We start from the raw sequence: 20777 nt of genomic DNA, 5'->3' as shown, positions 1-20777 counted from the left end.
TCGGCTGGGGCGCGGACGCGGGCGCGGCCCGGCGCGGGTGACGGGTCTCCCGGTCGTGTGCCGGGATCCCGGGAGTCTACGCACGCGTACGGACCGGGCGACAGGCCCACTCGCAGGTCAGGCCGGATATGGCTCAGCGGGCGGGATCGCGGTGCTCCGCGCAGTCCCGCAGGGCGATCTCCAGCTCCACGTACGATTCCTCGGCGCGCCGGAAGGCCAGCGTCAGGGCCGCTTCGGCCCGGGGCGGCAGGTGTCCGTACGCGCCCTCGTGGGCCTCGTACAGTACGTCGGCCCAGCGCGCGGCCGCGCTCCGCAGGCGGGCCAGCAGCACCTCGGCCTCGGCGGGGCCGGCCGGACGGGTGCGGGGCAGTCCGGTCAACGCGTCGAGCAGCGCCTGGATTTCGGACATGTGCCTCCTCCCGGGGCCGAAGATCCACGATACCCGCGGGGGTCCGCCCGGGCGGCCGGCTCGGCCACCGCTGCGGCCGACGGCCGACGCGGATCGCCGTACGCGCCTCCCCGCACGGCGAACGGTGCGTCGCCGCGCCGGACGGTCGGCGCGCCCCGCGGCCGCCTCCTGCCGGCCCCCGGGCCGGGCCGGCGCCGGGGCCCCGCGGGGCCGTCCCCCACCCCGCCCCTTCCCGAAACCGGGGCTGCGCCCCGGACCAGGGCGGTTCAGTTCAGCCCATTGCCTGGCGCATCAGCAGGTCCCTCAGCTCCCGTGTGTGCCTGCGGCTCACCTGGAGTTCGGCCGCGCCGACGCGGACCGTGGTGGTGCCCGCGTCCAGGCGCAGTTCGTCGATACGGGCCAGTGCGACCAGGTGGCGGCGGTGGATGCGGACGAAACCGCGTGCCGCCCATCGCTCCTCCAGCGTGGACAGCGGAATCCGCACCAGGTGGCTGCCCTCGTCGGTGTGCAGCCGGGCGTAGTCGCCCTGGGCCTCCACGTACGCGATGTCCGCGATCGCCACGAAGCGGGTCACGCCGCCCAGTTCGACGGCTATCTGCTCGGGCGCGCGGTCCGCGCCGCGGGCGGCGGCGGACGAAGCGGCCGCGGACGGGGCGACAGCGGGGACGGGGGCCGCGGGGGCCACCGGGCCCCGGGGGATCTCGGCGGCGGCCGGGCGGGCCACCGGCACCGCCGCGACCGCAGGCACGGACCCGGCCCCCGGGGCGACCGCCGCGGGCCGTTCCTCCGGCCTGCCGGACTGCGCGCAGGCCCGCCGCACGGCCTCGGCCAGCCGCTCGGGCCGGACGGGCTTCAGTACGTAGTCCACGGCCTTGAGGTCGAAGGCCTGTACGGCGAACCCCTCGTGAGCGGTGACGAACACGATCAGCGGCGGCCGCGCGAACCCGGCCAGCAGCCGGGCGATGTCCAGCCCGGTCAGCCCCGCCATGTGGATGTCGAGGAAGACCACGTCGATGACGTCGGCCCCGTCCGGGCCGCTCTCCAGCGCCCGGCTGATCCGCCGCAGCGCCTCGGTGGCGTCCGAGGCGCCCTCGGCGCTGAGCACCCGGGGGTCCGAGCGCAGCAAGTAGAGGAGCTCTTCGAGCAGGGGCTTCTCGTCGTCGACGGCCAGTACGCGCAGCATGATGCGGAGTCTAGGTTCCGCCCGGCCGGGGCGAAACGGTGCGCGGCCCCCGCCCCGGGGGGAGGGGAGGCGGGGGCCGCGCGGTCGGGTGGTCCGGGGGACCGGTCTCAAGGGGACGGGTCCCGGCGAACGGGATTCGGGGGACGGGATTCGGGGGACGGGGCTACTGGACGGTGATGAGCTTGCCGTCGGGGGCGACCGCGTACCAGGTGCCGCCGACGCCCTGACCGTTGATGTCGCCGGCCTTCTTGTCACCGGTGAAGGTGTAGACGGGCCAGCAGTTCACCGTCTGCTGCTTCTTGCCGTCGGGGCGGTCGAGCACGAGGTAGTTCTTCTGGATGATCCCCTTGGCGTTCGCCTGGTCCACCGGCGGTACGACCGGCCACTTGGCCACGCAGGCGCCCTCGCACTTGGAGACCATGGGCCACGCGGTGTCCGGCTTGAACCGGTAGACCGTCATCCCGTTGCCGTCGACGATGTGCTCGCCGAGCTTCGGGTCCTTGGCCACGGTCAGCGCACCGGAGGCCTGGCCCGCTCCGGCGGGCGCGGGGGCCGCCTTCGCCGCCTTCTTGCCGTCGGGGGCCGCCGCGAACCAGGTGCCGCCGACGCCCTGCCCGTTGGTGTCGCCCGCCTTGGTGTCCTTGCTGTACCGGTACACGGGCCAGCCCGCCACCGTCAGCTGCTTGCTGCCGTCGGTACGGACCACCTCGCCCAGCAGCGCCGGGTCCATGCCCGCCGCGGCGGTGGCGTCGCCGGCCGCGACCACCGGCCAGACCTTCGCGCAGTCCCCGTCGCAGGAGGACTTCGACGGCTTCGCGGTGTCCTTGTCGAAGCGGTAGAGGGTGAAGCCCGCGCTGTCGGCGAGGACGGAGCCGAGCTTCTCGTCCTGGGCGATGGCCAGTTGGCCCGCCGGCTTCGCGTCGCCGGCCGCGTCGGCGTCGGAGCCCGAACCGGATCCGTAGCCGTCGCCGTCGCCCGAGGAGGGGGCCTGGGAGGGAGCGGCGACGGCTCCGGCAGGCTTGGCGGTGTCGCCCGCCGAGTCGCTCCCGCCGCACGCGGTCGCGGTGAGTGCGACGACGACCGCCACGGCCGCCAGGGTGGTTCCGCGCTTGATGCCCATCTTGATCTCTCCCACGTGTGTGTCCCTGCCTGCGCCGCCGCGTCCATCCGTTCGAGAGGAGTGGAGCGGCGGCAACTGTGATCAGGACACGCCCCGTTGGAGCCGATCTGTTCAATTCCTCCGATGTGGGCTGTTTCACTCACCCCGCGTCGAACCCGGCCCGCTTCATGGCCGTGGCCACAGCGAGGCCGAGCGTGCGGTGCCCGGCGTCGTTGGGGTGCAGGCCGTCCGCCAAGTGCTCGGGGCCCAGCACCTCGCGCCCCGGCAGCAGCACCAGCCGCTCGTCCCCGGCGGCGATCCGCTCCCGGGTGGCGCGCTCCATCGCATCGCGCAGGGCGCCCAGGGTGGCGCCCAGCTTGTTCGGGGTGCGCTCCGCGTCGGGGCGCAGCACGGGGGAGAGGAGGAGCAGCGGGGTCCGGGGGTGGCCCTGGCGGACCAGTTCGAGGAACGCGCGGGTGGTCTCGTACAAGAGCGGGGCAGAAAAGGGCACGCGGGACCAGCAGTTGGTGCCGAAGGCGAGGGTGAGGACGTCTGCGGGGAGTCCGGCGAGCTGCTCGGCGCAGGCCAGCTCCCCGCGCGCGGCCCCGGCGTAGCCGAGGTTGACGGTGTCCCAGCCGAGCGCCCGCCCGGCCACCGAGGGCCAGCCGTGCGCGGGCCGGGTGGACCACCAGCCCTCGGTGATGGAGTCGCCGTGCACCACCCATCGTGTGGCGGGCGGTGCGGGGGCGAGCGGGCCGCCGATCCCGCGCAGGCCGAGGATGAGCGGGGACTGGGTCTCGGGCGGGTGGATGGTGAACGGTCCGGATCCGCCGGGCAGTTCGAGCCGTACGACGGCTTCGGCGGCCGGCTCCGTGTACAGCTCGCCGACCACGCCGTGCCGGTCCCACAGGGCGAAGCCGTGCGCGAGGTCGCGGAGCGCGTCGGTGGGGCCGGGCACGGTCGCCCGGTAGTGGATCTCCACCGCCCGGGTGCCGGGCGCGGTGAACTCCAGGCGCACCCCGATGGGCAGGGTGGCCCGCTCGCCGGTGTCCCAGGGCAGCCGCATGGTGTCGGCCGGGTCGGCCCGCACGGGGCGTCCCCCGTCCAGCCAGGCCACACCGCGCAGGAAGGGTCCGGGGTCCAGCCACGGCCCGTTGCCGTCGCTGCCGTAGTCCGTGCATGTGGTCGTGTTTGTGGCCGTGGCCGTGATCGCGTCCGGTCCGGCTTCCCGTGTGCTCATCGTGCGCCTCCGACCGTCGGGTACGGGAACTTCACGCCGACGCCGCCGTCCACGACCAGCGTCTGGCCCGTCATGTACGAGGACTGCGGCGAAGCCAGGAAGTACAGTGCGGCCGCGATGTCCCGGGTCTCCGCGACCCGGCCCAGCGGGGCGTTCTGCGCGTTGAGCCGGCGCCCCTCGGGCCCCAGCAGTGCGGCGACCCGCGGGGTCCACACCACCCCCGGTGCCACCGCGTTGACCCGTACCCCGCGCGGGCCCAGCTCTACCGCCGCCGAGCGCACCAAGGACATCAGGCCGGCCTTCGCGGCCCCGTAGGCGGCGTGCAGCGGGGCCGCGGTGAGCCCGGAGACGGAGGCGACGAAGACCAGAGGTCCGCCGCCGGCCGCGGCGACGGCCTCGCCGCCGTACTGGACGGCCAGCCAGGCGTGCCGCAGCACCAGGTCGAAGTGCCAGTCCCAGGCGGAGTCGTCCAGCTCGGGCAGCGCGGCGTACCGGGCCATGCCGACGACGTCGACGACCCCGCCGACCGGGCGGCCGCCGAGCAGCTCCGGGGCCGCGGCGAAGAGCTCCCGCACGGCCTCGCGGCGCGTGACGTCGGCGGCGTACGGGACGCCCCCGGTCTCGGCGGCGACCGCCCGGGCCCGCTCCTCGTCCACGTCCACGCACAGCACGCGGGCGCCGCCCGCGGCCAGTGCGTGCGCGGTCTGGCGGCCGATGCCGTTGCCCGCCCCGAGCAGGACGAGGGCGCGGCCGTCGAGGCGGTGCAGGGCGGCGTAGTCGGGGACGGGGGAGTCGTCGGGGCCGGGTGAGGCGTCGGGGGAGCCGTCGGGTACGGGAGACGGGTCGGGCGAGCCGTCGGGGACGGGAGACGTGTCGGGGCCCTCGCTCACGCGGAGGTTTTCCGGGGCGTGTACCGGGCCAGTTCCGGGATGACTTCCTTGCCCAGGATCTCCAGGGTCCGCAGGATCTCCCGGTGCTCCAGGTACCCCCACTGGACGTAGCAGATGAGCTGGTCGACGCCGAGGTCCGCGTACCGCTTGGCCTTGGTGACGATCGCCTCCGCGTCCCCGATGAGGATCATGTCCCCGTCGCTGAACTCCCGTACGGGTACGTTCCCTTCGAGGATCGGCGTGAGCAGGGGGAAGGTCCGCTCCCGCTCCTCGGTGCTCAGGTGCGGCAGCTCCCACTCCAGGGTGAACCGCGCCAGGTTGGAGTACCACCAGGCGACCGAGTCCCAGACCCGGGGCCCCGGGGCGGTCCGCGGCGGGGTGGCGTGGACCAGGGTGTAGGCGGCGACCCGGTCCGTGGTGACGTCGGTGAGCGGGCGCGGGGCGGCGGCCGCCGCCCGGTAGGCGGCGACCTGGGCGGCCATTGCCTCCAGCGGCTGCATGATCGAGAAGGAGAGCAGCCCGAGGCCGTGCGTGCCCGCGACCTCCGCGGAGCCGGGGGAGGTGGCCGCCATCCAGGCGGGCGGGTGAGGATCCTGGACCGGTTTGGGGGTGACCATGCGGCGCGGGAAGCTGAAGCGCGGAGATTCGTACGCGAAGTACTCCTCACGCCACATTCCGGTCACGATTTCGATGGCCTCGCGCCAGTCGTCGCGGGACTTCTCCCGGTCCACCCCGAAGGCCGCCTGCTCCATGGGCGTGGACCGGCCGGTCCCCCACTCCACCCGGCCGCCGGAGAGCACGTCGACGGTGGCGACCTTCTCGGCGATGCGCTGCGGCGGGGTGAAGGCGAAGGGGGTCAGGGTCACGCCGAAGCCCAGCCGGATCCGCTCGGTGAGTCCGGCCAGGTGTCCGAGGAGGACCTCGGGGGCCGGGCAGTGCGAGCGGCCCTCGCGGAAGTGGTGTTCGACCGCCCAGACGGTACGGAAGCCCATCCGGTCGGCGAGCCGGATCTGCTCCACCGCCTCTCGGTAAGCGCGCTGCTCGGCGGCCCGCTGGCCGTGCGGGTGGGCTCCCCGCCAGGGCCGCGGCACGTCGATCTCGTAGAGCACGTCCAGGTCCATGGCGGCACGCTGCGACAGATCTGACGAAGTGTCAAGAATGCGGGTCGGGATCGGCTGCGCACTGATCGATCATCCCCGCGCAACAAAGGACCATCCAGGACAGATCCGCGCAACGATCAGTCGCCAATGTGCAAGGATGGTGCATTACGGGCGGTATCACTCAGCTCGTAGGCTCACTCGCTGTACGTGGAGTGGCGTGGACCGCCTGCTCGGCGGTCCCCCATGCCCAGGCCTTCTCGGCCTGCTCCTGCTCCGGACCGCTGCGGTCGACGCCTGACAACCCCACCCGCAGTGACAAAGGAGTCCCCTCGTGCTCGACCACGGCCAGGCGCCACCGCTCACCCCCGCGCGCCCCAAGGCGGCCCACCCCCTCCTGCGCCGCAAGCCGGTGGAGCAGCTGGTCGCCGAGGGCGGCCAGGGCGAGGGCGGCTCCCTGCGCCGCTCGCTCACCATGTGGCAGCTGACGATGATCAGCATCGGTGCGACGCTCGGCACCGGCATCTTCGTCGTCCTCGGCACCGCGGCCCCCAAGGCCGGCCCCGCCGTCACGATCTCCTTCGTCATCGCGGGCCTGACCGCCCTGTTCTCGGCCCTCTCCTACGCGGAGCTGGCCGGATCGGTGCCGGTCTCCGGATCCTCGTACTCGTACTCGTACGCCACCATGGGCGAGCTCGTCGCCTGGGTCTGCGGCTGGTGCCTGGTCCTGGAGTACGGGGTCTCCGTCGCGGCGGTCGCCGTCGGCTGGGGCGAGTACCTCAACGAGCTCCTCGACGGGACCATAGGCGTCACCATCCCCGAAGGCGTCTCGGCCCCGCTGGGTGACGGCGGCTTCATCAACCTGCCGGCGCTGGTCGTCGTCCTGCTCGCCATGGTCTTCCTGATGCGCGGCGCCAAGGAGAGCGCCCGGATCAACTCGATCATGGTCGGCGTGAAGATCGTCACCCTGCTGCTCTTCATCGGCATCGGCTTCATGGGCATCAAGGCCGGCAACTACGCCCCCCTGGCGCCGCTCGGCATCACCGGCATCAGCGCCGGCGCCGCCACGCTCTTCTTCTCGTACATCGGCTTCGACGCCGCCTCCACCGCCGGTGAAGAGGCGAAGAACCCCAAGCGCGACCTGCCCCGCGCGATCATGCTCTCGCTGCTGATCGTCACGGTCCTCTACGTCCTGGTCGCCTTCGTCGCCGTCGGCGCCATGCCGTGGCAGGACTTCGAGGGCACCGAGGCCGCGCTCGCCCAGATCATGACCGACGTCTCCGGCCACACCTTCTGGGGTGTCGTCCTGGCCGCCGGCGCCGTCGTGGCCATCGCCTCCGTCGTCTTCGCCGTCCTCTACGGCCAGACCCGCATCCTCTTCGCCATGTCCCGCGACGGCCTGGTCCCCAAGGTCTTCGCCCGGGTCGACGCGAAGACCGGCGCCCCCCGCGCCAACGTGGTGATCGTCTCCCTCTTCTGCGGCACGCTCGCGGCCTTCATCCCGCTCGGCAAGCTGGCGGACGCCACCAGCATCGGCACCCTCTTCGCCTTCGGCCTCGTCAACGTCGCCGTCGTGATCCTGCGCAAGACCCGCCCGGACATGCCGCGCACCTTCAAGGTGGCGCTCTTCCCCGTCACACCGATCCTGGGCCTGCTCGCCTGCGGCTACATGATGTTCAGCCTGGACACCGCCACCTGGATCGTCTTCGGTGGCTGGATGGCCGTTGGCCTCGTGGTCTACTTCCAGTACGGCATCCGCCGCTCCCGTCTGGCCGCAGCCCAGCCGACCGCTACGCAGTCGGCCGCAGTAGAGAAGTGATCCACCCGTAGTGCGACTGAACGATCTCGACGAACGCATCGTGCACGCCCTGGCCAAGGACGCCCGCCGCTCCTTCGCGGACATCGGCTCCGAGGTCGGACTCTCGGCCCCCGCCGTCAAACGGCGTGTGGACCGGCTGCGCGCCGAAGGAGCCATCACCGGCTTCACCGTCCGCGTGGACCCCGCCTCGATGGGCTGGGAGACCGAGGGCTTCATCGAGATGTACTGCCGCCACAACACCTCGCCGGACGACATCCGGCGAGGGCTGGAGCGCTACCCCGAGGTGGTGTCCGCGTCGACCGTCACCGGCGACGCGGACGCCCTCGTCCAGATCTTCGCCTCCGACATGCGGCACTTCGAGCGGGTCCTGGAGCGGATCGCGGGCGAACCCTTCGTGGAGCGCACCAAGTCCGTGCTCGTCCTCTCCCCGCTCCTGCGCCGTTTCACCTCGGGCGCACCGGCGTAGCACCCCCGATACCACGCCGGGCGCCGTGCCTACGGGCCTCAGGCGTGCTGCGGGACCTCGTCCTTCATCAGGCCGCGCAGCTGCTCGCGGAACTCCGGGGTGTCGGTGTGACTGTGCACGTCGACGGCGTGCTGCACGGAGGCCCGCAGGAGCTCCTCCTCCTCACCCGCGATGGTGAGGGTGCAGTTCAGCTCGCTCGGGTACTCCCTGCAGTCCAGAACCTTGCGCATGATGTACCTCCCGGTGACAGGCGGACTCACCTCCCACGATCCTCTCCCCGGGCCCGCGGCGAAAGCCGGGGCCGTCACCGCCGCCGGGCCCACTCCGCGGCCAGCAGCCGGTACGAGCGCACGCGGTCGGCGTGCGCGTGCGTGATCGTGGTGATCAGCAGCTCGTCCGCGCCGGTCGCGTCCCGCAGCCGCTCCAGCTGATCGGCGACGGTGGCCGGCGAACCGGCGAACTGCGTCTCCACCCGGTCCGCGACCAGCTCGTGGTCCGCAGCCTCCCAGCCCCGGGTCAGCGCACGGGCCTCCTCCGGCGAGGGGAAGGGGATCGCGCCCGCGCCCGACCGGATGCTGTGCACCCAGGGCGCGTACCCGGTGGCCAGCTCCCGGGCCTCGGCGTCGTCCGGGGCCACCACGACATCGGCGGACACGGTCAGGTGCGGCCGGTCCAGCCCGCCCGGCCCGGCCGAGGGCTTGAAAGCCGCCCGGTAGGCCTCGGCCGCCTCCAACACGCTCGCCGGACTGACGTGGTAGTTCGCCGCGAACCGCAGCCCGTTCGCGCCGGCCGTCTCCGCGCTCACGCCCGCGCTGCTGCCCAGCACCCACACCTGGACCTCGGCACCCTCCCCGGGCACGGCATGCGCCTCCACCCCGTCCGGCGATCGGTACTCCCCGCGCAACAGGGCCAGTACGTCGCCCACTTGCTCGGAGTACTCCTGCGCAGTGGCCCCCGGCAGCTGCAGCAACCGCTGCTGGAGCGCGATCCGCGGATGATCCCGCAGGTGGGCGAAGGAGAACGGCTTCGGTATGCGCAGGCCGTTCGCCGTGGTGTACGCCACCGGCGGCTCGGCCGCGGCACGGCGAGCCGGCGGGCCGCCCGCCGAACGCCCCAGACCCAGGTCGATCCGCCCCGGGTGCACCGCGTCCAGCAGGCCGAACTCCTCGACCGTGGACAAGGCCGTGCGGTGCCCGAGCTGGACCGCCCCCGAGCCGATCCGGATCGTCGAGGTGGCCGAGGCGGTCAGCGCCAGCACCACGGCGGGCGAGGTCCCCGCGACGCCCGGATTCAGGTGGTGCTCGGCGAACCAGTAGCGGGCGTAGCCGAACCGCTCGGCCTGCCGGGCCAGGTCCACGCTGCCGCGCAGGGCCTCGGCCGCCGTGGAGCCGGACGGGATCGGGACGAGGTCGAGGACCCCGAGCGGGATACCGGGCATGGTGTTCCCCCTTCTGTGGGACGGGCTTCGGATGGGGTCCTGCGCGGTCAGCCGCGTGCGGGCGCGAGCGCGGGGGCGAGCGCGCGGGGCGCGGCCAGCCCGAGGTGGTCGCGCAGCGTCGGGCCGTCGTACTCCCGGCGGAACACCCCGCGCTCCTGGAGCAGCGGGACGACGGTGTCCGCGAAGGCGTCGAGCCCGCCGGGGGTCAGGTGCGGGACCAGGATGAAGCCGTCGGCCGCGTCCGCCTGGACCAGGGCGTCGATGCCCTGGGCGACGGTGAGGGGCGAGCCGACGAAGGACTGCCGCTCGGTCGTCTCGATCACCAGCTCCCGGATCGACAGCCCCTCGGCGGCGGCCCGCTCCCGCCACTCACGGGCCACGGCCACCGGGTCCCGGTGCATGCGCACGCTCGCCCGGCCCAGCGCGATGGTGTTCTCCCCGGGCAGCGGATCGATGTCCGGCAGCGGCCCGTCCGGGTCGTACCCCGACAGGTCACGGTTCCACACGTGCTCCAGGCGCTTGATCGCGGTCGCCCCGCTCACCTGCTGGAGCCGCACCTCGCGGGCCAGCTCCCGCGCCTCGGCGTCGGTGTCGCCGAGCACGAAGGTCGCCGCCGGCAGGATCTTCAGCTCGTCGGGGGTGCGCCCGTACCGGCCGAGGCGCCCCTTGACGTCCGCGTAGAAGGCACGGCCCTCCTCCAGCGTGCCGTACCGGCCGAAGATGGCGTCCGCGGCGGCCGCAGCGAACTCCCGCCCCTCGTCCGAATCGCCCGCCTGGAAGATCACCGGCCGCCCCTGGGGGCTGCGCAGCACGTTGAAGTGCCCGGAGATGTCGAACTGCTCGCCCCGGTGGGCGAAGGCGCCGGGCGACGCGTCCCGCAGGAACTCCCCGGAGACCGGGTCGGCGAGGATCTCGCCTCCGTCCCACGCGTCGAACAGCTCGCCGGCGGTGTCCAGGAACTCCCGTGCCCGCTCGTAGCGTTCCTCGCGCGGCAGGAATCCGCCGCGCCGGAAGTTCTCCCCGGTGAAGGCATCCCAGGAGGTCACCACGTTCCAGGCGGCCCGGCCCCCCGACAGATGGTCGAGGGAAGCGAACTGGCGGGCCACCTCGTACGGTTCGTTGAAGGTGGAGTTGATGGTGCCGGCCAGCCCGAGGTGCTCGGTGACGGCGGCGAGCGCCGCCAGCACGGTGAAGGTGTCGGGGCGGCCCACCACGTCCAGATCGTAGATCTCACCGCCCTGTTCGCGCAGGCGCAGGCCCTCGGCGAGGAAGAGGAAGTCGAACTTCGCGCGCTCGGCGGTCCGCGCGAAATGGACGAAGGAATCGAAGTCGATCTGGCTCCCGGCGGCCGGGTCGCTCCACACGGTGGTGCTGTTGACCCCCGGGAAGTGCGCCGCGAGATGGATCTGCTTGAGCGGCTTGCTCATGGCTGCTGTCGGTCCTTCCTGGGGGATCAGGCGGCGGGAGAAGCGGTGGCGGCGGGAGCCGCCGGGGCGGCCGCGTACCGGCTCGCCGGGCGCGCCAGCCCCAGCAGGCCGCGGAGCGAGGAGGCCTCGTAGGACCGCCGGAACGCCCCGCGCCGCTGGAGCTCCGGGACCAGGCCGCGGGTGATCGCCGGCAGGTCGTGGGCGAGCACCCCCGGCCGCAGCCGGAAGCCGGTCAGCCCGGCCTCCCGCCACTCCAGCAGCAGGTCCGCGAGGTCCGCCGCGGTCCCCGCGAAAACGCGGGCATCACTCGTGTACGCGGCCCCGTGCGCGGCGTCCAGCCGCTGGAGCCGGCGCTCCGCCGTGGCCGGCTGCTCGTCGAGGAAGACCGTCAGCTCGCCGAACACGTGCGGGGTGCCGGGGAGCGCGGCGACGGCGGCACGGACCTCTCCGGCATCCCGCGCGGTCACGTAGCCGATGTCCGCCGACCGCGCGAGGAAGGGGTACACGGCGACGTCGGAGGCCAGCGCGCTGACCGGGGGCAGGCCCTGGGGCGGCCGGGGGGTGATGGACGGGCCCTTCACGCTGAAACGGGGGCCCTCGAAGTCGATGTAGTGCAGCTTGGCGCGGTCGACGAACCGTCCGGTGGCCGCGTCGCGGATCTCGGCGTCGTCCTCCCAGCTGTCCCACAGCCGCCGCACCACCTCGACGTGATCGGCGGCCTCCCCGTACAGCTCGGCCGGGTCCAGGGGCGCCGTGCGCCGCCCGAAGTGACCCACCTCGTCCGGTCGTTCGGAGATCTGGATGCGCAGCCCGGCGCGCCCCCGGCTCACGTAATCCAGGGTGGCGAGCGCCTTGGAGACGTGGAAGGGCTCGGTGTGGGTGGCCACCACGCTCGGCACCAGCCCGATGTGCCGGCTCAGAGGCGCCACCCGGGCTGCGACCAGCACCGCGTCGAGCCGGCCCCGCACCAGATCGGTACGGCCGTCGGGCCCGGCCGGATCGGTGGACTGAAGGCTCAGCGAGTCCTCGAAGGTGACGAAGTCCAGCAGCCCGGCCTCGGCCTCGGCGACGAGCGCGGCCCAGTAGCCGGCCGTGAACAACCGGTCGGCGTCCGCCCCCGGTTCGCGCCAGGCGGCGGGATGCCAGCCCGCCCCGTCGAGGGCCACGGCGAGGTGGAGCGCGGGGCCGGGAGCGGAGCCGGGGGAGTGGGAGGGGGAAGGGTGCACGGGCATGACGGAACGGCCTCCTGATCGGGGCGGCGCGGCGAAGGATGCATCGGATCGCGGAACGCGGAACGCTGATCAGGAACGACAGAGGGAACCGGCGACGCGCAGGAGGTCGATGTGCGCGCGGGAGTGCAGACGGACGCGGCGGCGCGGGGTGAGGGCGTCACCGGCGGTTCGTACGGTCATGCCGGGCCACCCCTTTCCCCTCGTGCTCCGGTCGTTCTTCCGACGCTAGATCAGCGGGGACCGGGCCACAACGGATGGAATGTCAATCCGTGTTAATGCTTCGTGTCGGGCGTGCGAAGCCCGATGAAGAGCGGCTCGCGGCGCAGGGTGAAGCCCATCGAGAGGTACAGCCCCACGGCCGAGGTGTTCTGCGCCGCGGCGTGCAGGAAGGGGGTGTCCCCGCGCTCCTCCACGGCGGCCGCGACCGCGCGGACCAGCCGCCCGGCGAGCCCTTCGCCCCGGTGATCGGGGTGCGTGCACACGGCGCTGATCTCCGACCAGCCCGGCGGCCGCATCCGCTCGCCCGACATCGCGACGAGCCGGCCGCCGCGCCGGATCCCGAGGTACGTGCCCAGCTCGACGGTGCGCTCCCCGAAGGGGCCGGGCCGGGTCAGCTCGACCAGCTCCAGCATCTCGGGCACGTCGGAGGGCCCGAGCAGGACCGCCTCCGGATCCTCCTTGCCCCGTACCGCCCGGCCGTCCAGCTGTACGCCCGGTATCGACAGCAGGGTCTCCCAGCCCGCGGGCGGGGTCGGCAGCCCGGTCACCCAGACCTCCCGACCGGGGCCGACGAGCTCGGCCAGATCCGCCCAGGCCCGCGGATCCTCCGGGTCGGCGAGCGCGGCGAAGGGCGATACGTCGGCCGCGTACTTGGCCGCGAGTCCGGCGGGACCGACATCGGCGAAGCCCCGGTGCGGGCCGTCGAGAGCGGCCCAGACGGGATTGTCGAGGACCGCACCGGACCGGGACGCACGGGACATGGGCGGGAGCTTCCTTCCGTAGGGTGCGGGTACTCCCGCAGAGACTCTTGCAGGCGGTCTTGACGGCCCCTGGCGGTGCCATGAGACTGCGAACGACAGCCTAATGGGGGTCGCGGACAGGAGGGGGAAACCGGTGGACCAGCTCACCGCACCATCCCCCGCCACCCCGCCGCGCCGCACCCCGCTGCGCCGCTCCTGGCTCACCCGCAGGCTGCACATCGACCTCCTCCGCGTCTGCAGTGCCACGGCCCCGGCTTTCTGAGGCCCCGCCCGGCGCACACGCACGCATGCACGCAGACAGAGGAGAGCCATGCCCCGGACCCATGTCCAGACCCATGCCCAGACGCCTGCCCAGACCTGTGTCCCGGTCCCGGCCCAGACCCGTGTCCCGGTCCCCGCGCAGACCTGTGTTCCGGTCGCCGTCCAGGCCCCCGCGCAGACCTGTGTCCCGGTCGGGGCCCAGGCCCCTGACCAGGCACATGTCCCGGCACCCGATCTGCCACGGCCGCCCAAGGCCCTCCGGGGCCGGATCGGGACCGGCTTCTCGCCGGAACCGCACCGGTACCGGCTCTACGTCGCCGCCGACGACTGTCCGAGCTGCCTCGGCGTCACCGCCGCCTTCGCCGACCTGGGCCTCCGGGACACCGTGGCCCTGACCGTCCTGCGGCCCGGCTCCGACCCCGCGGGGCACGACGCGCTCCGCCGCGCCTACGAGGCAGCCGGGCACGATCACGACGGCACGCTCACCGTCCCCGCCCTCTGCGACGGCTGGAGCGGCCGGGTGGTCTCCAACCACGCCCCCGACATCCTGGAAGACCTGCGCAGGCTGAGCGTGCACCCGGCCTTCCGCCCGGCCTCGTAGAACCCTCGAAACGGGCTTGAGGACCGCCGGTACGGACTCCGCGCAACGAATCGCCGCTTCTGCCCGCCGATACGCAACGAATCGATGCGCGGCGCGCAACGGTCACGGCTTGTCCCGGTCGAACGCGCGAACGTACCGTTTGAGGACCCCCACCCCTCCTGCCACAGAGGTCCGCCCATGCCCCCGCTGCGCACCGCCCTCCTCCAGAGCTCCGGACGGCTCGGCGACACCGCCGACAACCTGAAGGCGCTCGAAGAGGCCGCGGCACGCGCCGCACAGGCGGGGGCCGGGCTCCTCGTGACCTCGGAGATGTTCCTGACCGGCTACGCGCTGGAGATCGAGGACATCTCCCGGCTCGCGGAACCGGCCGACGGCATGTCCGCCCGCGCCATCGGCGAGATCGCCCGCCGACACGGGCTGGCCGTGCTCTACGGCTACCCCGAGCGGGACGGGGACGCCGTCTACAACGCGGCGCAGCTCGTCGGCCCCGACGGGGAACGGCTCGCGAACTACCGCAAGACCCACCTCTTCGGCTGCTTCGAGCAGGCGGCCTTCACCCCCGGCGACACCCCGGTGGTCCAGGCGGACCTCGGCGGCCTCCGCATCGGCGTCATGATCTGCTACGACGTGGAGTTCCCCGAGAACGTCCGGGCGCACGCGCTCGCCGGCACCGACCTCCTCCTGGTGCCGACCGCGCAGATGCACCCCTTCCAGTTCGTCGCCGAACAGCTGGTCCCCGTACGGGCCTTCGAGAACCAGATGTACATCGCATACGTCAACCGCACCGGCTCGGAAGGCGAGTTCGAGTTCGTCGGCCTCAGCTGTCTGGCCAGTCCCGACGGGGTGACCCGGACCCGGGCCGGCCGCGGCGAGGAGCTGGTGTTCGGCGAGGCCGACCCCGAGCTGCTGCGCGTCTCGCGCGAGACCAACCCGTACCTGCGCGACCGCCGACCCGGTCTGTACGCCTCGCTCGTCTGACCGCGGCCCCTCGAACCGCCGTCCCCCCAGCTTGCCCTTCCCCCCTGCCCCACCCCGCTAGGAGTCGTACCCCATGACGTCCACGGTGCCCACCACCGCCGTCCCGCACAGCGACGGCACGATGCCGATCACGATGTTCGGACCGGACTTCCCCTACGCGTACGACGACTTCCTCGCCCACCCGGCGGGCCTCGGCCAGATACCGGCGACCGAGCACGGCACGGAGGTCGCCGTCATCGGCGGCGGGCTGTCCGGCATCATCTCCGCGTACGAGCTGATGAAGATGGGCCTCAAGCCCGTCGTCTACGAGGCCGACCAGATCGGCGGCCGGCTGCGCACGGTGGGCTTCGAGGGCGCGGGCACCGAGGAGCTGACCGCGGAGATGGGCGCCATGCGCTTCCCGCCGTCCTCCACGGCCCTGCAGCACTACATCGACCTCGTCGGCCTGGTCACCGAGCCCTTCCCGAACCCGCTCGCCGAGGCAACCCCCTCGACGGTGGTCGACCTCAAGGGCGAGACCCACTACGCCGAGACCATCGCCGACCTCCCGCAGGTCTACCGCGACGTGTCCGCCGCGTGGAACGCCTGCCTGGACGAGGGCGCCGACTTCTCCGACATGAACACCGCGATGCGCGAGCGGGACGTCCCGCGCATCCGGGAGATCTGGGCGAAGCTCGTCGAGAAGCTCGACGACGAGACCTTCTACGGGTTCCTCTGCAAGTCCGAGGCCTTCAAGTCCTTCCGCAAGCGGGAGATCTTCGGCCAGGTCGGCTTCGGCACGGGCGGCTGGGACACCGACTTCCCGAACTCGATCCTCGAGATCCTGCGCGTCGTCTACACCGAGGCCGACGACCACCACCGCGGCATCGTGGGCGGCTCGCAGCAGCTCCCGCTGCGCATGTGGGACCGCGAGCCCGAGAAGATCGTGCACTGGGCCCAGGGCACCTCCCTCTCCTCCCTGCACGAGGGAACCCCGCGCCCGGCGGTCACTCGCCTGCACCGCACGGCGGGCAACCGCATCACGGTCACGGACGCCTCCGGGGACATCCGCACCTACCGCGCCGCGATCTTCACGGCCCAGTCCTGGATGCTCCTGTCGAAGATCGCGTGCGACGACACGCTCTTCCCGATCGACCATTGGACGGCGATCGAGCGCACCCACTACATGGAGAGCTCGAAGCTCTTCATCCCGGTCGACCGCCCCTTCTGGCTGGACAAGGACGAGGAAACGGGCCGCGACGTCATGTCGATGACCCTGACCGACCGCATGACCCGCGGCACGTACCTCCTCGACAACGGCCCCGACAAGCCGGCCGTCATCTGCCTGTCCTACACCTGGTGCGACGACAGCCTGAAGTGGCTGCCGCTGTCCGCGAACGAGCGGATGGAGGTCATGCTGAAGTCCCTCGGCGAGATCTACCCGAAGGTCGACATCCGCCGCCACATCATCGGCAACCCGGTGACCGTGTCGTGGGAGAACGAGCCCTACTTCATGGGCGCGTTCAAGGCCAACCTGCCGGGTCACTACCGCTACCAGCGCCGCCTGTTCACCCACTTCATGCAGGACCGCCTCCCCGACGACAAGCGCGGCATCTTCCTCGCGGGCGACGACATCTCCTGGACGGCGGGCTGGGCGGAGGGCGCGGTCCAGACGGCCCTCAACGCCGTCTGGGGCGTCATGCACCACCTCGGCGGAGCCACCGACTCCACCAACCCCGGCCCGGGCGACGTCTACGACGAGATAGCCCCGGTAGAACTCCCGGAAGACTGATTTGTCTCAACGCGCCGCTCGCGCCGCTGCGCCGGACCCTGCGGGGCGGAGTTCCCCTACCCGCCCTTCGCCCGTTCCCCGGGGCTGCGCCCCGGACCCCGCACCTCAAACGCCGGCGAGGCTGGAATGGCGCTCCGCGCCATCCAGCCCTTCCCGCCCACATCCAGCCGGACGCCGGCCAAGATCCAGCCCCTCCGGCGTTTGAGGAGCGGGGGTCCGGGGGCTGGCCCCCGGGAACGGCGCCGCACGCGGCAGGGGTCCGGGCAGAGCCCGGCTGGGGGTCCCCCCGGACGGAGTCTGGGGGATGGTGGAAGGGCGGGTAGGGGACTCCTGGCTTCGCCCGGCGACGGCACGCACGGCTCCGCGCAGCGGGGTCACCCCGTAGGCGTCAGCAGGCAGCGGCCGACCAGGCCGACGCCCGCGTCGAGGGAATCGGTGAACTCCTCCGCCAGATCGGGGGAGCGGCGCAGCGACCACAGCAGGCGGGCCGAGGCCCAGGCCCCCGCACGGGCCCGTTCCAGGCTCCAGGCGCCGAGGAGATGCGTCAGGGGGTCCGCGATCTCCAGCAGGTCCGGGCCCGGCATCAGGTCCTCCCGGATGTGCTCCTCCAGGGAGACCAGGGTGTCACCGACCCGGTCGAAGTCCGCTTCGAGCGCGGCCGGTTCGCAGTCGAGCGAGCGGCAGGTGGCGACCACCGCCAGCGCCAGGTCGTGGCCGATGTGCGCGTTGATCCCGGCCAGCGCGTGCTGGAGCGGCCGGATCCCGGGGTGGCGGCGGTACTGGAGGAGCGGCCGCCAGCAGGCCGGGGCCCGGTCGGCCTCGACCGCCGTCAGGTAGCGCTCGGCGAAGCGGACGCTGAGCGCTTCCGCCCGGCGGGGCGAGGGGAACGCGCCGTGCGCGATCCCCTCGTGCAGGGTCTGCGTCACCGTGAGGTACACCCGGTTGAAGACGGCGACGCCGTCCCGCTCGGGGAGCCGCTCGTCCAGGGCGCGCATCCGCGCCAGCACCGCTTCCATGGGGACCATGGGAGGCAGCGTCGCAGCCCCGGGCCGGGATCAGGGGAACTTGGCCGTACGCTTCGCCGGTTCGGGCGAAACTCCGTCAACCCCGCTTGTCCCCGGGCTCCCCGGCGGCGCTCCCGGCCGCCCCGCCCGCGGTCCCGTCGGCCGTGTCGCCGGCCGTGTCACCAGCCGTGTCGTCGTACGCGGACGTTCCCGAGTCCAGCAGCGGTTCCTGCTGCTTCAGGTGCGCCGGTGCGAAGTAGCGCAGTGCGTGGTAACCCGTGATCACGACGATCGTGCCGAGCGCGATCCCGCCCAGCTCGAAGCTGTCGCTGATGTTCAGCTCGACCCCGCCGACACCGATGATGATGCCCGCCGCGGCCGGCACCAGGTTCAGCGGATTGCGCAGGTCCACCCGGCCGTTGATCCAGATCTGCGCACCGAGCAGACCGATCATGCCGTACAGGATCACGGTGATCCCGCCCAGCACCCCGCCGGGGATCGCGGCGACGACCGCGCCGAACTTCGGGCACAGGCCGAAGAGGAGGGCGAAGCCGGCCGCCGCCCAGTAGGCCGCCGTGGAGTAGACGCGGGTGGCGGCCATCACGCCGATGTTCTCGGAGTACGTGGTGTTCGGCGGGCCGCCCACCGCCGTGGACAGCATCGACGCGGCGCCGTCGGCCGCGATGGCCGTGCCGAGCTTGTCGTCGAGCGAGTCGCCGGTCATCTCGCCGACGGCCTTGATGTGCCCGGCGTTCTCCGCGATCAGTGCGATGACCACCGGCAGCGCGATCAGGATCGCCGACCACTCGAAGGCCGGCGCGTGGAAGGTCGGCAGCCCGACCCAGTCGGCCTTGGCCACCCCCGACAGGTCGAGCCGCCAGTGGTCCACCGCCTCGGGGCCGCCCACCGTCGAGTGGATCTTGCCGAAGGCGAGGTCGAAGATCCAGGAGATTCCGTACCCGAAGAGCAGGCCGAGGAAGATCGCGATCCGCGACCAGAAGCCCCGCAGGCAGACCACGGCCAGCCCGGTGAACAGCATGGTCAGCAGGGCCGTCCACTGGTCCTGCGGCCAGTACGTGGACGCCGTCACGGGCGCCAGGTTGAAGCCGATCAGCATCACGACCGCGCCCGTCACCACCGGCGGCATCGCCGCGTGGATGATCCGCGCCCCGAACCGCTGGACCGCGAGCCCCGCCAGGAACAGCGCCGCGCCGACCACGAAGACCGCGCCCGTGACGACCGCGCTGTCCCCGCCGCCCGCCCGGATCGCGGCCGCGACCCCCACGAAGGAGAGCGAGCAGCCCAGGTAGGAGGGGACCCGGCCGCGGGTCGCCAGCAGGAAGATGACGGTGGCGACACCGGACATCATGATGGCGAGGTTCGGGTCCAGCCCCATCAGGACCGGCGCCACGAAGCTCGCCCCGAACATCGCCACGACGTGCTGGGCGCCCAGCCCGGCGGTCCGCGGCCACGACAGCCGCTCGTCCGGCCGCACCACCGCGCCGGGGGCGGGGGTCCGCCCGTCTCCGTGCAGGGTCCAGCGCACGCCGAGGCCCATGTTCCACCGCTTTTCGTTCGTTCTTCGTCGTTCGTCAGGAGCGTGGTCACGCTACGAGGCCGTAGGTGACCAGACGACATATTACGGCCGGATAGGTGCAGGTTCGTCCCGGTTGGTGACCGAGACCCCTGCCGCCACCGGCCGTTGCCGCAGTACGGTCGCCCCCACGATAAGTGCGAACGACAGCAGCGTGACCAGCCCGAACGACACCACCAGCGAGGTCGCGTCGGCCACCGCCCCGATCGCCGACGGGGCGATGAGCCCCGAGGTGTACGTGATCGTCGCGACACCGGCGATGGCCTGCGCCGGGGCCGGACCGCTGCGCGCGGCCGCGGCGAAGGCCAGCGGGACCACCACCGCGATCCCGAGCCCGATCAGCCCGAACCCGGCCAGGGCCGCGACCGGATGGTGGACCGTGACCACGAGCAGCCCGCCCGCGGTGGCCAGTGCGCCGCCCACGCGGACCGTGCGGACGGCCCCGAACCGGTCCACGACCTTGTCCCCGACCAGCCGGGCGAGGGCCATCGTCAGCGCGAAGGCGGTGGTCGAGGCGGCCGCGAGCCCGGCGTCCGTGTGCAGCACGTCCCGCAGGTACACCGCGGACCAGTCCAGGCTCGCGCCCTCCGCGAAGACCGCGCAGAAGCCGATCGCGCCGATGAACAGCGCGGACTTCGGGGGCAGCGCGAAGTGCGGCGGCGCCTCCTCCCCGCCGGTGTCCGTGCGCAGGTCCAGGACGCCCCGTACGGCGATCAGCCCGGCCAGGGTCAGGGCGAGCGCGGCGATCAGGTGGTGCAGGCGGCCATCGGCGCCGGCGTGGGCGGCGACGGTGCCGGCGGCCGAGCCGATCAGGGCGCCCACGCTCCACATGCCGTGCAGTGAGGACATGATCGAGCGCTTCAGCCGGTTCTCGGTCTCCACGCCGAGCGCGTTCATCGCCACGTCCGACATGCCGGCGGTGGCCCCGTAGACGAAGAGCACGAAGCAGAGCGTCCACAGGTTCGGGGCGAGGCTCGGCAGGATGAGGGCGAGCGTCCACAGGCTCAGCAGCATCCGCAGGGCGGTGCGCGCACCGAACCGGTGGTTGATGCGACCGGCCAGCGGCATCGTGAGCGCCGCGCCGAGCGCGGGGAAGGCGAGGGCCAGGCCCAGGGTGCCCGCGCTGAGCTGCGCGTGGTCCTGGATCCAGGGGATGCGGGTGGCGAAGGAGCCGGTGACTGCGCCGTGTACGCAGAAGACGGCGGCGATGGCGAAGCGGGCATGGCGCAGTCGCGCCGGGCTGAGGTCGGTTTCCCCGGTCATGACCAGTAAACTATCAGGGACCCTG

21 protein-coding genes are annotated in these 20777 nt (G+C 72.8%); 6 read left to right on the top strand and 15 right to left on the bottom strand.

What is annotated here, in order from left to right; translation table 11 throughout:
* Positions 1-133: 133 nt before the first annotated feature.
* The 6 genes from OG247_RS08865 to OG247_RS08840 form a co-directional block, all read right to left on the bottom strand.
* Positions 134-409, bottom strand: coding sequence for a hypothetical protein (locus OG247_RS08865; RefSeq protein WP_250741408.1), 276 nt, complete (start codon positions 407-409; stop codon positions 134-136).
* 271 nt (positions 410-680) lie between these two features.
* On the bottom strand, positions 681-1592 hold the full coding sequence (locus tag OG247_RS08860; RefSeq protein ID WP_327251724.1) for a LytR/AlgR family response regulator transcription factor: 912 nt from the start codon (positions 1590-1592) through the stop codon (positions 681-683).
* A gap of 163 nt (positions 1593-1755) precedes the next feature.
* A complete protein-coding gene (locus tag OG247_RS08855; protein ID WP_442813590.1) occupies positions 1756-2712 on the bottom strand; it encodes an SCO0930 family lipoprotein in 957 nt (318 codons plus the stop codon).
* A gap of 139 nt (positions 2713-2851) precedes the next feature.
* Positions 2852-3931 carry a GDSL-type esterase/lipase family protein gene (locus OG247_RS08850; RefSeq protein ID WP_327251722.1) on the bottom strand — a complete coding sequence of 360 codons (1080 nt, stop codon included), beginning with the start codon at positions 3929-3931 and terminating at the stop codon, positions 2852-2854.
* Positions 3928-4821: an SDR family NAD(P)-dependent oxidoreductase gene (locus OG247_RS08845; protein ID WP_327251721.1), complete on the bottom strand. Its 894-nt coding sequence runs from the start codon at positions 4819-4821 to the stop codon at positions 3928-3930. The genes OG247_RS08850 and OG247_RS08845 overlap by 4 nt, the downstream gene beginning before the upstream one ends.
* Positions 4818-5942: an LLM class flavin-dependent oxidoreductase gene (locus tag OG247_RS08840; RefSeq protein WP_327251720.1), complete on the bottom strand. Its 1125-nt coding sequence runs from the start codon at positions 5940-5942 to the stop codon at positions 4818-4820. Before OG247_RS08840 ends, OG247_RS08845 begins: the two co-directional genes overlap by 4 nt.
* A gap of 310 nt (positions 5943-6252) precedes the next feature.
* Here OG247_RS08840 and OG247_RS08835 point away from each other — a divergent pair, with 310 nt between their 5' ends.
* Both OG247_RS08835 and OG247_RS08830 read left to right on the top strand, forming a co-directional pair.
* The gene (locus OG247_RS08835; protein WP_327251719.1) at positions 6253-7737 is read left to right on the top strand and encodes an amino acid permease; all 1485 of its coding nucleotides are present in this window, start codon (positions 6253-6255) and stop codon (positions 7735-7737) included.
* A gap of 10 nt (positions 7738-7747) precedes the next feature.
* Positions 7748-8203: an Lrp/AsnC family transcriptional regulator gene (locus OG247_RS08830; RefSeq protein ID WP_243334460.1), complete on the top strand. Its 456-nt coding sequence runs from the start codon at positions 7748-7750 to the stop codon at positions 8201-8203.
* Positions 8204-8241: 38 nt separating this feature from the next.
* Here the strand turns inward: OG247_RS08830 and OG247_RS08825 are convergent, their stop codons facing one another.
* The 6 genes from OG247_RS08825 to OG247_RS08800 all read right to left on the bottom strand — a co-directional run bounded on the left by OG247_RS08825 (position 8242) and on the right by OG247_RS08800 (position 13280).
* Positions 8242-8433 (bottom strand): DUF1059 domain-containing protein, encoded by a 192-nt coding sequence (locus OG247_RS08825; RefSeq protein ID WP_327251718.1) that lies wholly within the window; start codon positions 8431-8433, stop codon positions 8242-8244.
* 74 nt (positions 8434-8507) lie between these two features.
* On the bottom strand, positions 8508-9641 hold the full coding sequence (locus OG247_RS08820; protein ID WP_327251717.1) for an LLM class flavin-dependent oxidoreductase: 1134 nt from the start codon (positions 9639-9641) through the stop codon (positions 8508-8510).
* Positions 9642-9688: 47 nt separating this feature from the next.
* Positions 9689-11068, bottom strand: a complete 1380-nt coding sequence (locus OG247_RS08815; RefSeq protein WP_327251716.1) for an NtaA/DmoA family FMN-dependent monooxygenase — start codon at positions 11066-11068, stop codon at positions 9689-9691.
* A 26-nt stretch (positions 11069-11094) separates the two neighbouring features.
* Positions 11095-12300 carry an LLM class flavin-dependent oxidoreductase gene (locus tag OG247_RS08810; protein ID WP_327251715.1) on the bottom strand — a complete coding sequence of 402 codons (1206 nt, stop codon included), beginning with the start codon at positions 12298-12300 and terminating at the stop codon, positions 11095-11097.
* Between the two features lie 69 nt (positions 12301-12369).
* On the bottom strand, positions 12370-12480 hold the full coding sequence (locus OG247_RS08805) for a putative leader peptide (protein WP_327251714.1): 111 nt from the start codon (positions 12478-12480) through the stop codon (positions 12370-12372).
* A gap of 92 nt (positions 12481-12572) precedes the next feature.
* Positions 12573-13280, bottom strand: a complete 708-nt coding sequence (locus tag OG247_RS08800; protein ID WP_327251713.1) for a GNAT family N-acetyltransferase — start codon at positions 13278-13280, stop codon at positions 12573-12575.
* Between the two features lie 133 nt (positions 13281-13413).
* On the opposite strand from OG247_RS08800, the gene OG247_RS08795 reads away from it, so the two are divergent.
* The 4 genes from OG247_RS08795 (at position 13414) to OG247_RS08780 (ending at position 16891) form a co-directional block, all read left to right on the top strand.
* On the top strand, positions 13414-13542 hold the full coding sequence (locus OG247_RS08795; RefSeq protein ID WP_327251712.1) for a hypothetical protein: 129 nt from the start codon (positions 13414-13416) through the stop codon (positions 13540-13542).
* Between the two features lie 48 nt (positions 13543-13590).
* On the top strand, positions 13591-14142 hold the full coding sequence (locus OG247_RS08790) for a hypothetical protein (protein WP_327251711.1): 552 nt from the start codon (positions 13591-13593) through the stop codon (positions 14140-14142).
* Between the two features lie 177 nt (positions 14143-14319).
* On the top strand, positions 14320-15120 hold the full coding sequence (locus OG247_RS08785; protein ID WP_327251710.1) for a carbon-nitrogen hydrolase family protein: 801 nt from the start codon (positions 14320-14322) through the stop codon (positions 15118-15120).
* Positions 15121-15193: 73 nt separating this feature from the next.
* Positions 15194-16891 (top strand): flavin monoamine oxidase family protein, encoded by a 1698-nt coding sequence (locus tag OG247_RS08780; protein ID WP_327251709.1) that lies wholly within the window; start codon positions 15194-15196, stop codon positions 16889-16891.
* A 374-nt stretch (positions 16892-17265) separates the two neighbouring features.
* Here the strand turns inward: OG247_RS08780 and OG247_RS08775 are convergent, their stop codons facing one another.
* The 3 genes from OG247_RS08775 to OG247_RS08765 form a co-directional block, all read right to left on the bottom strand.
* On the bottom strand, positions 17266-17907 hold the full coding sequence (locus OG247_RS08775; protein ID WP_327257393.1) for a DUF5995 family protein: 642 nt from the start codon (positions 17905-17907) through the stop codon (positions 17266-17268).
* Positions 17908-17992: 85 nt separating this feature from the next.
* Positions 17993-19453 (bottom strand): uracil-xanthine permease family protein, encoded by a 1461-nt coding sequence (locus OG247_RS08770; RefSeq protein WP_327251708.1) that lies wholly within the window; start codon positions 19451-19453, stop codon positions 17993-17995.
* 81 nt (positions 19454-19534) lie between these two features.
* A complete protein-coding gene (locus tag OG247_RS08765) occupies positions 19535-20752 on the bottom strand; it encodes an MFS transporter (RefSeq protein ID WP_327251707.1) in 1218 nt (405 codons plus the stop codon).
* Positions 20753-20777: the final 25 nt, after the last annotated feature.

It is taken from the genome of Streptomyces sp. NBC_01244, assembly GCF_035987325.1.
Classification (GTDB): Bacteria; Actinomycetota; Actinomycetes; order Streptomycetales; family Streptomycetaceae; genus Streptomyces.
The sequence above is the reverse complement of the archived record's forward strand: the minus strand, read 5'-3'. Positions and strand labels throughout refer to the sequence as shown.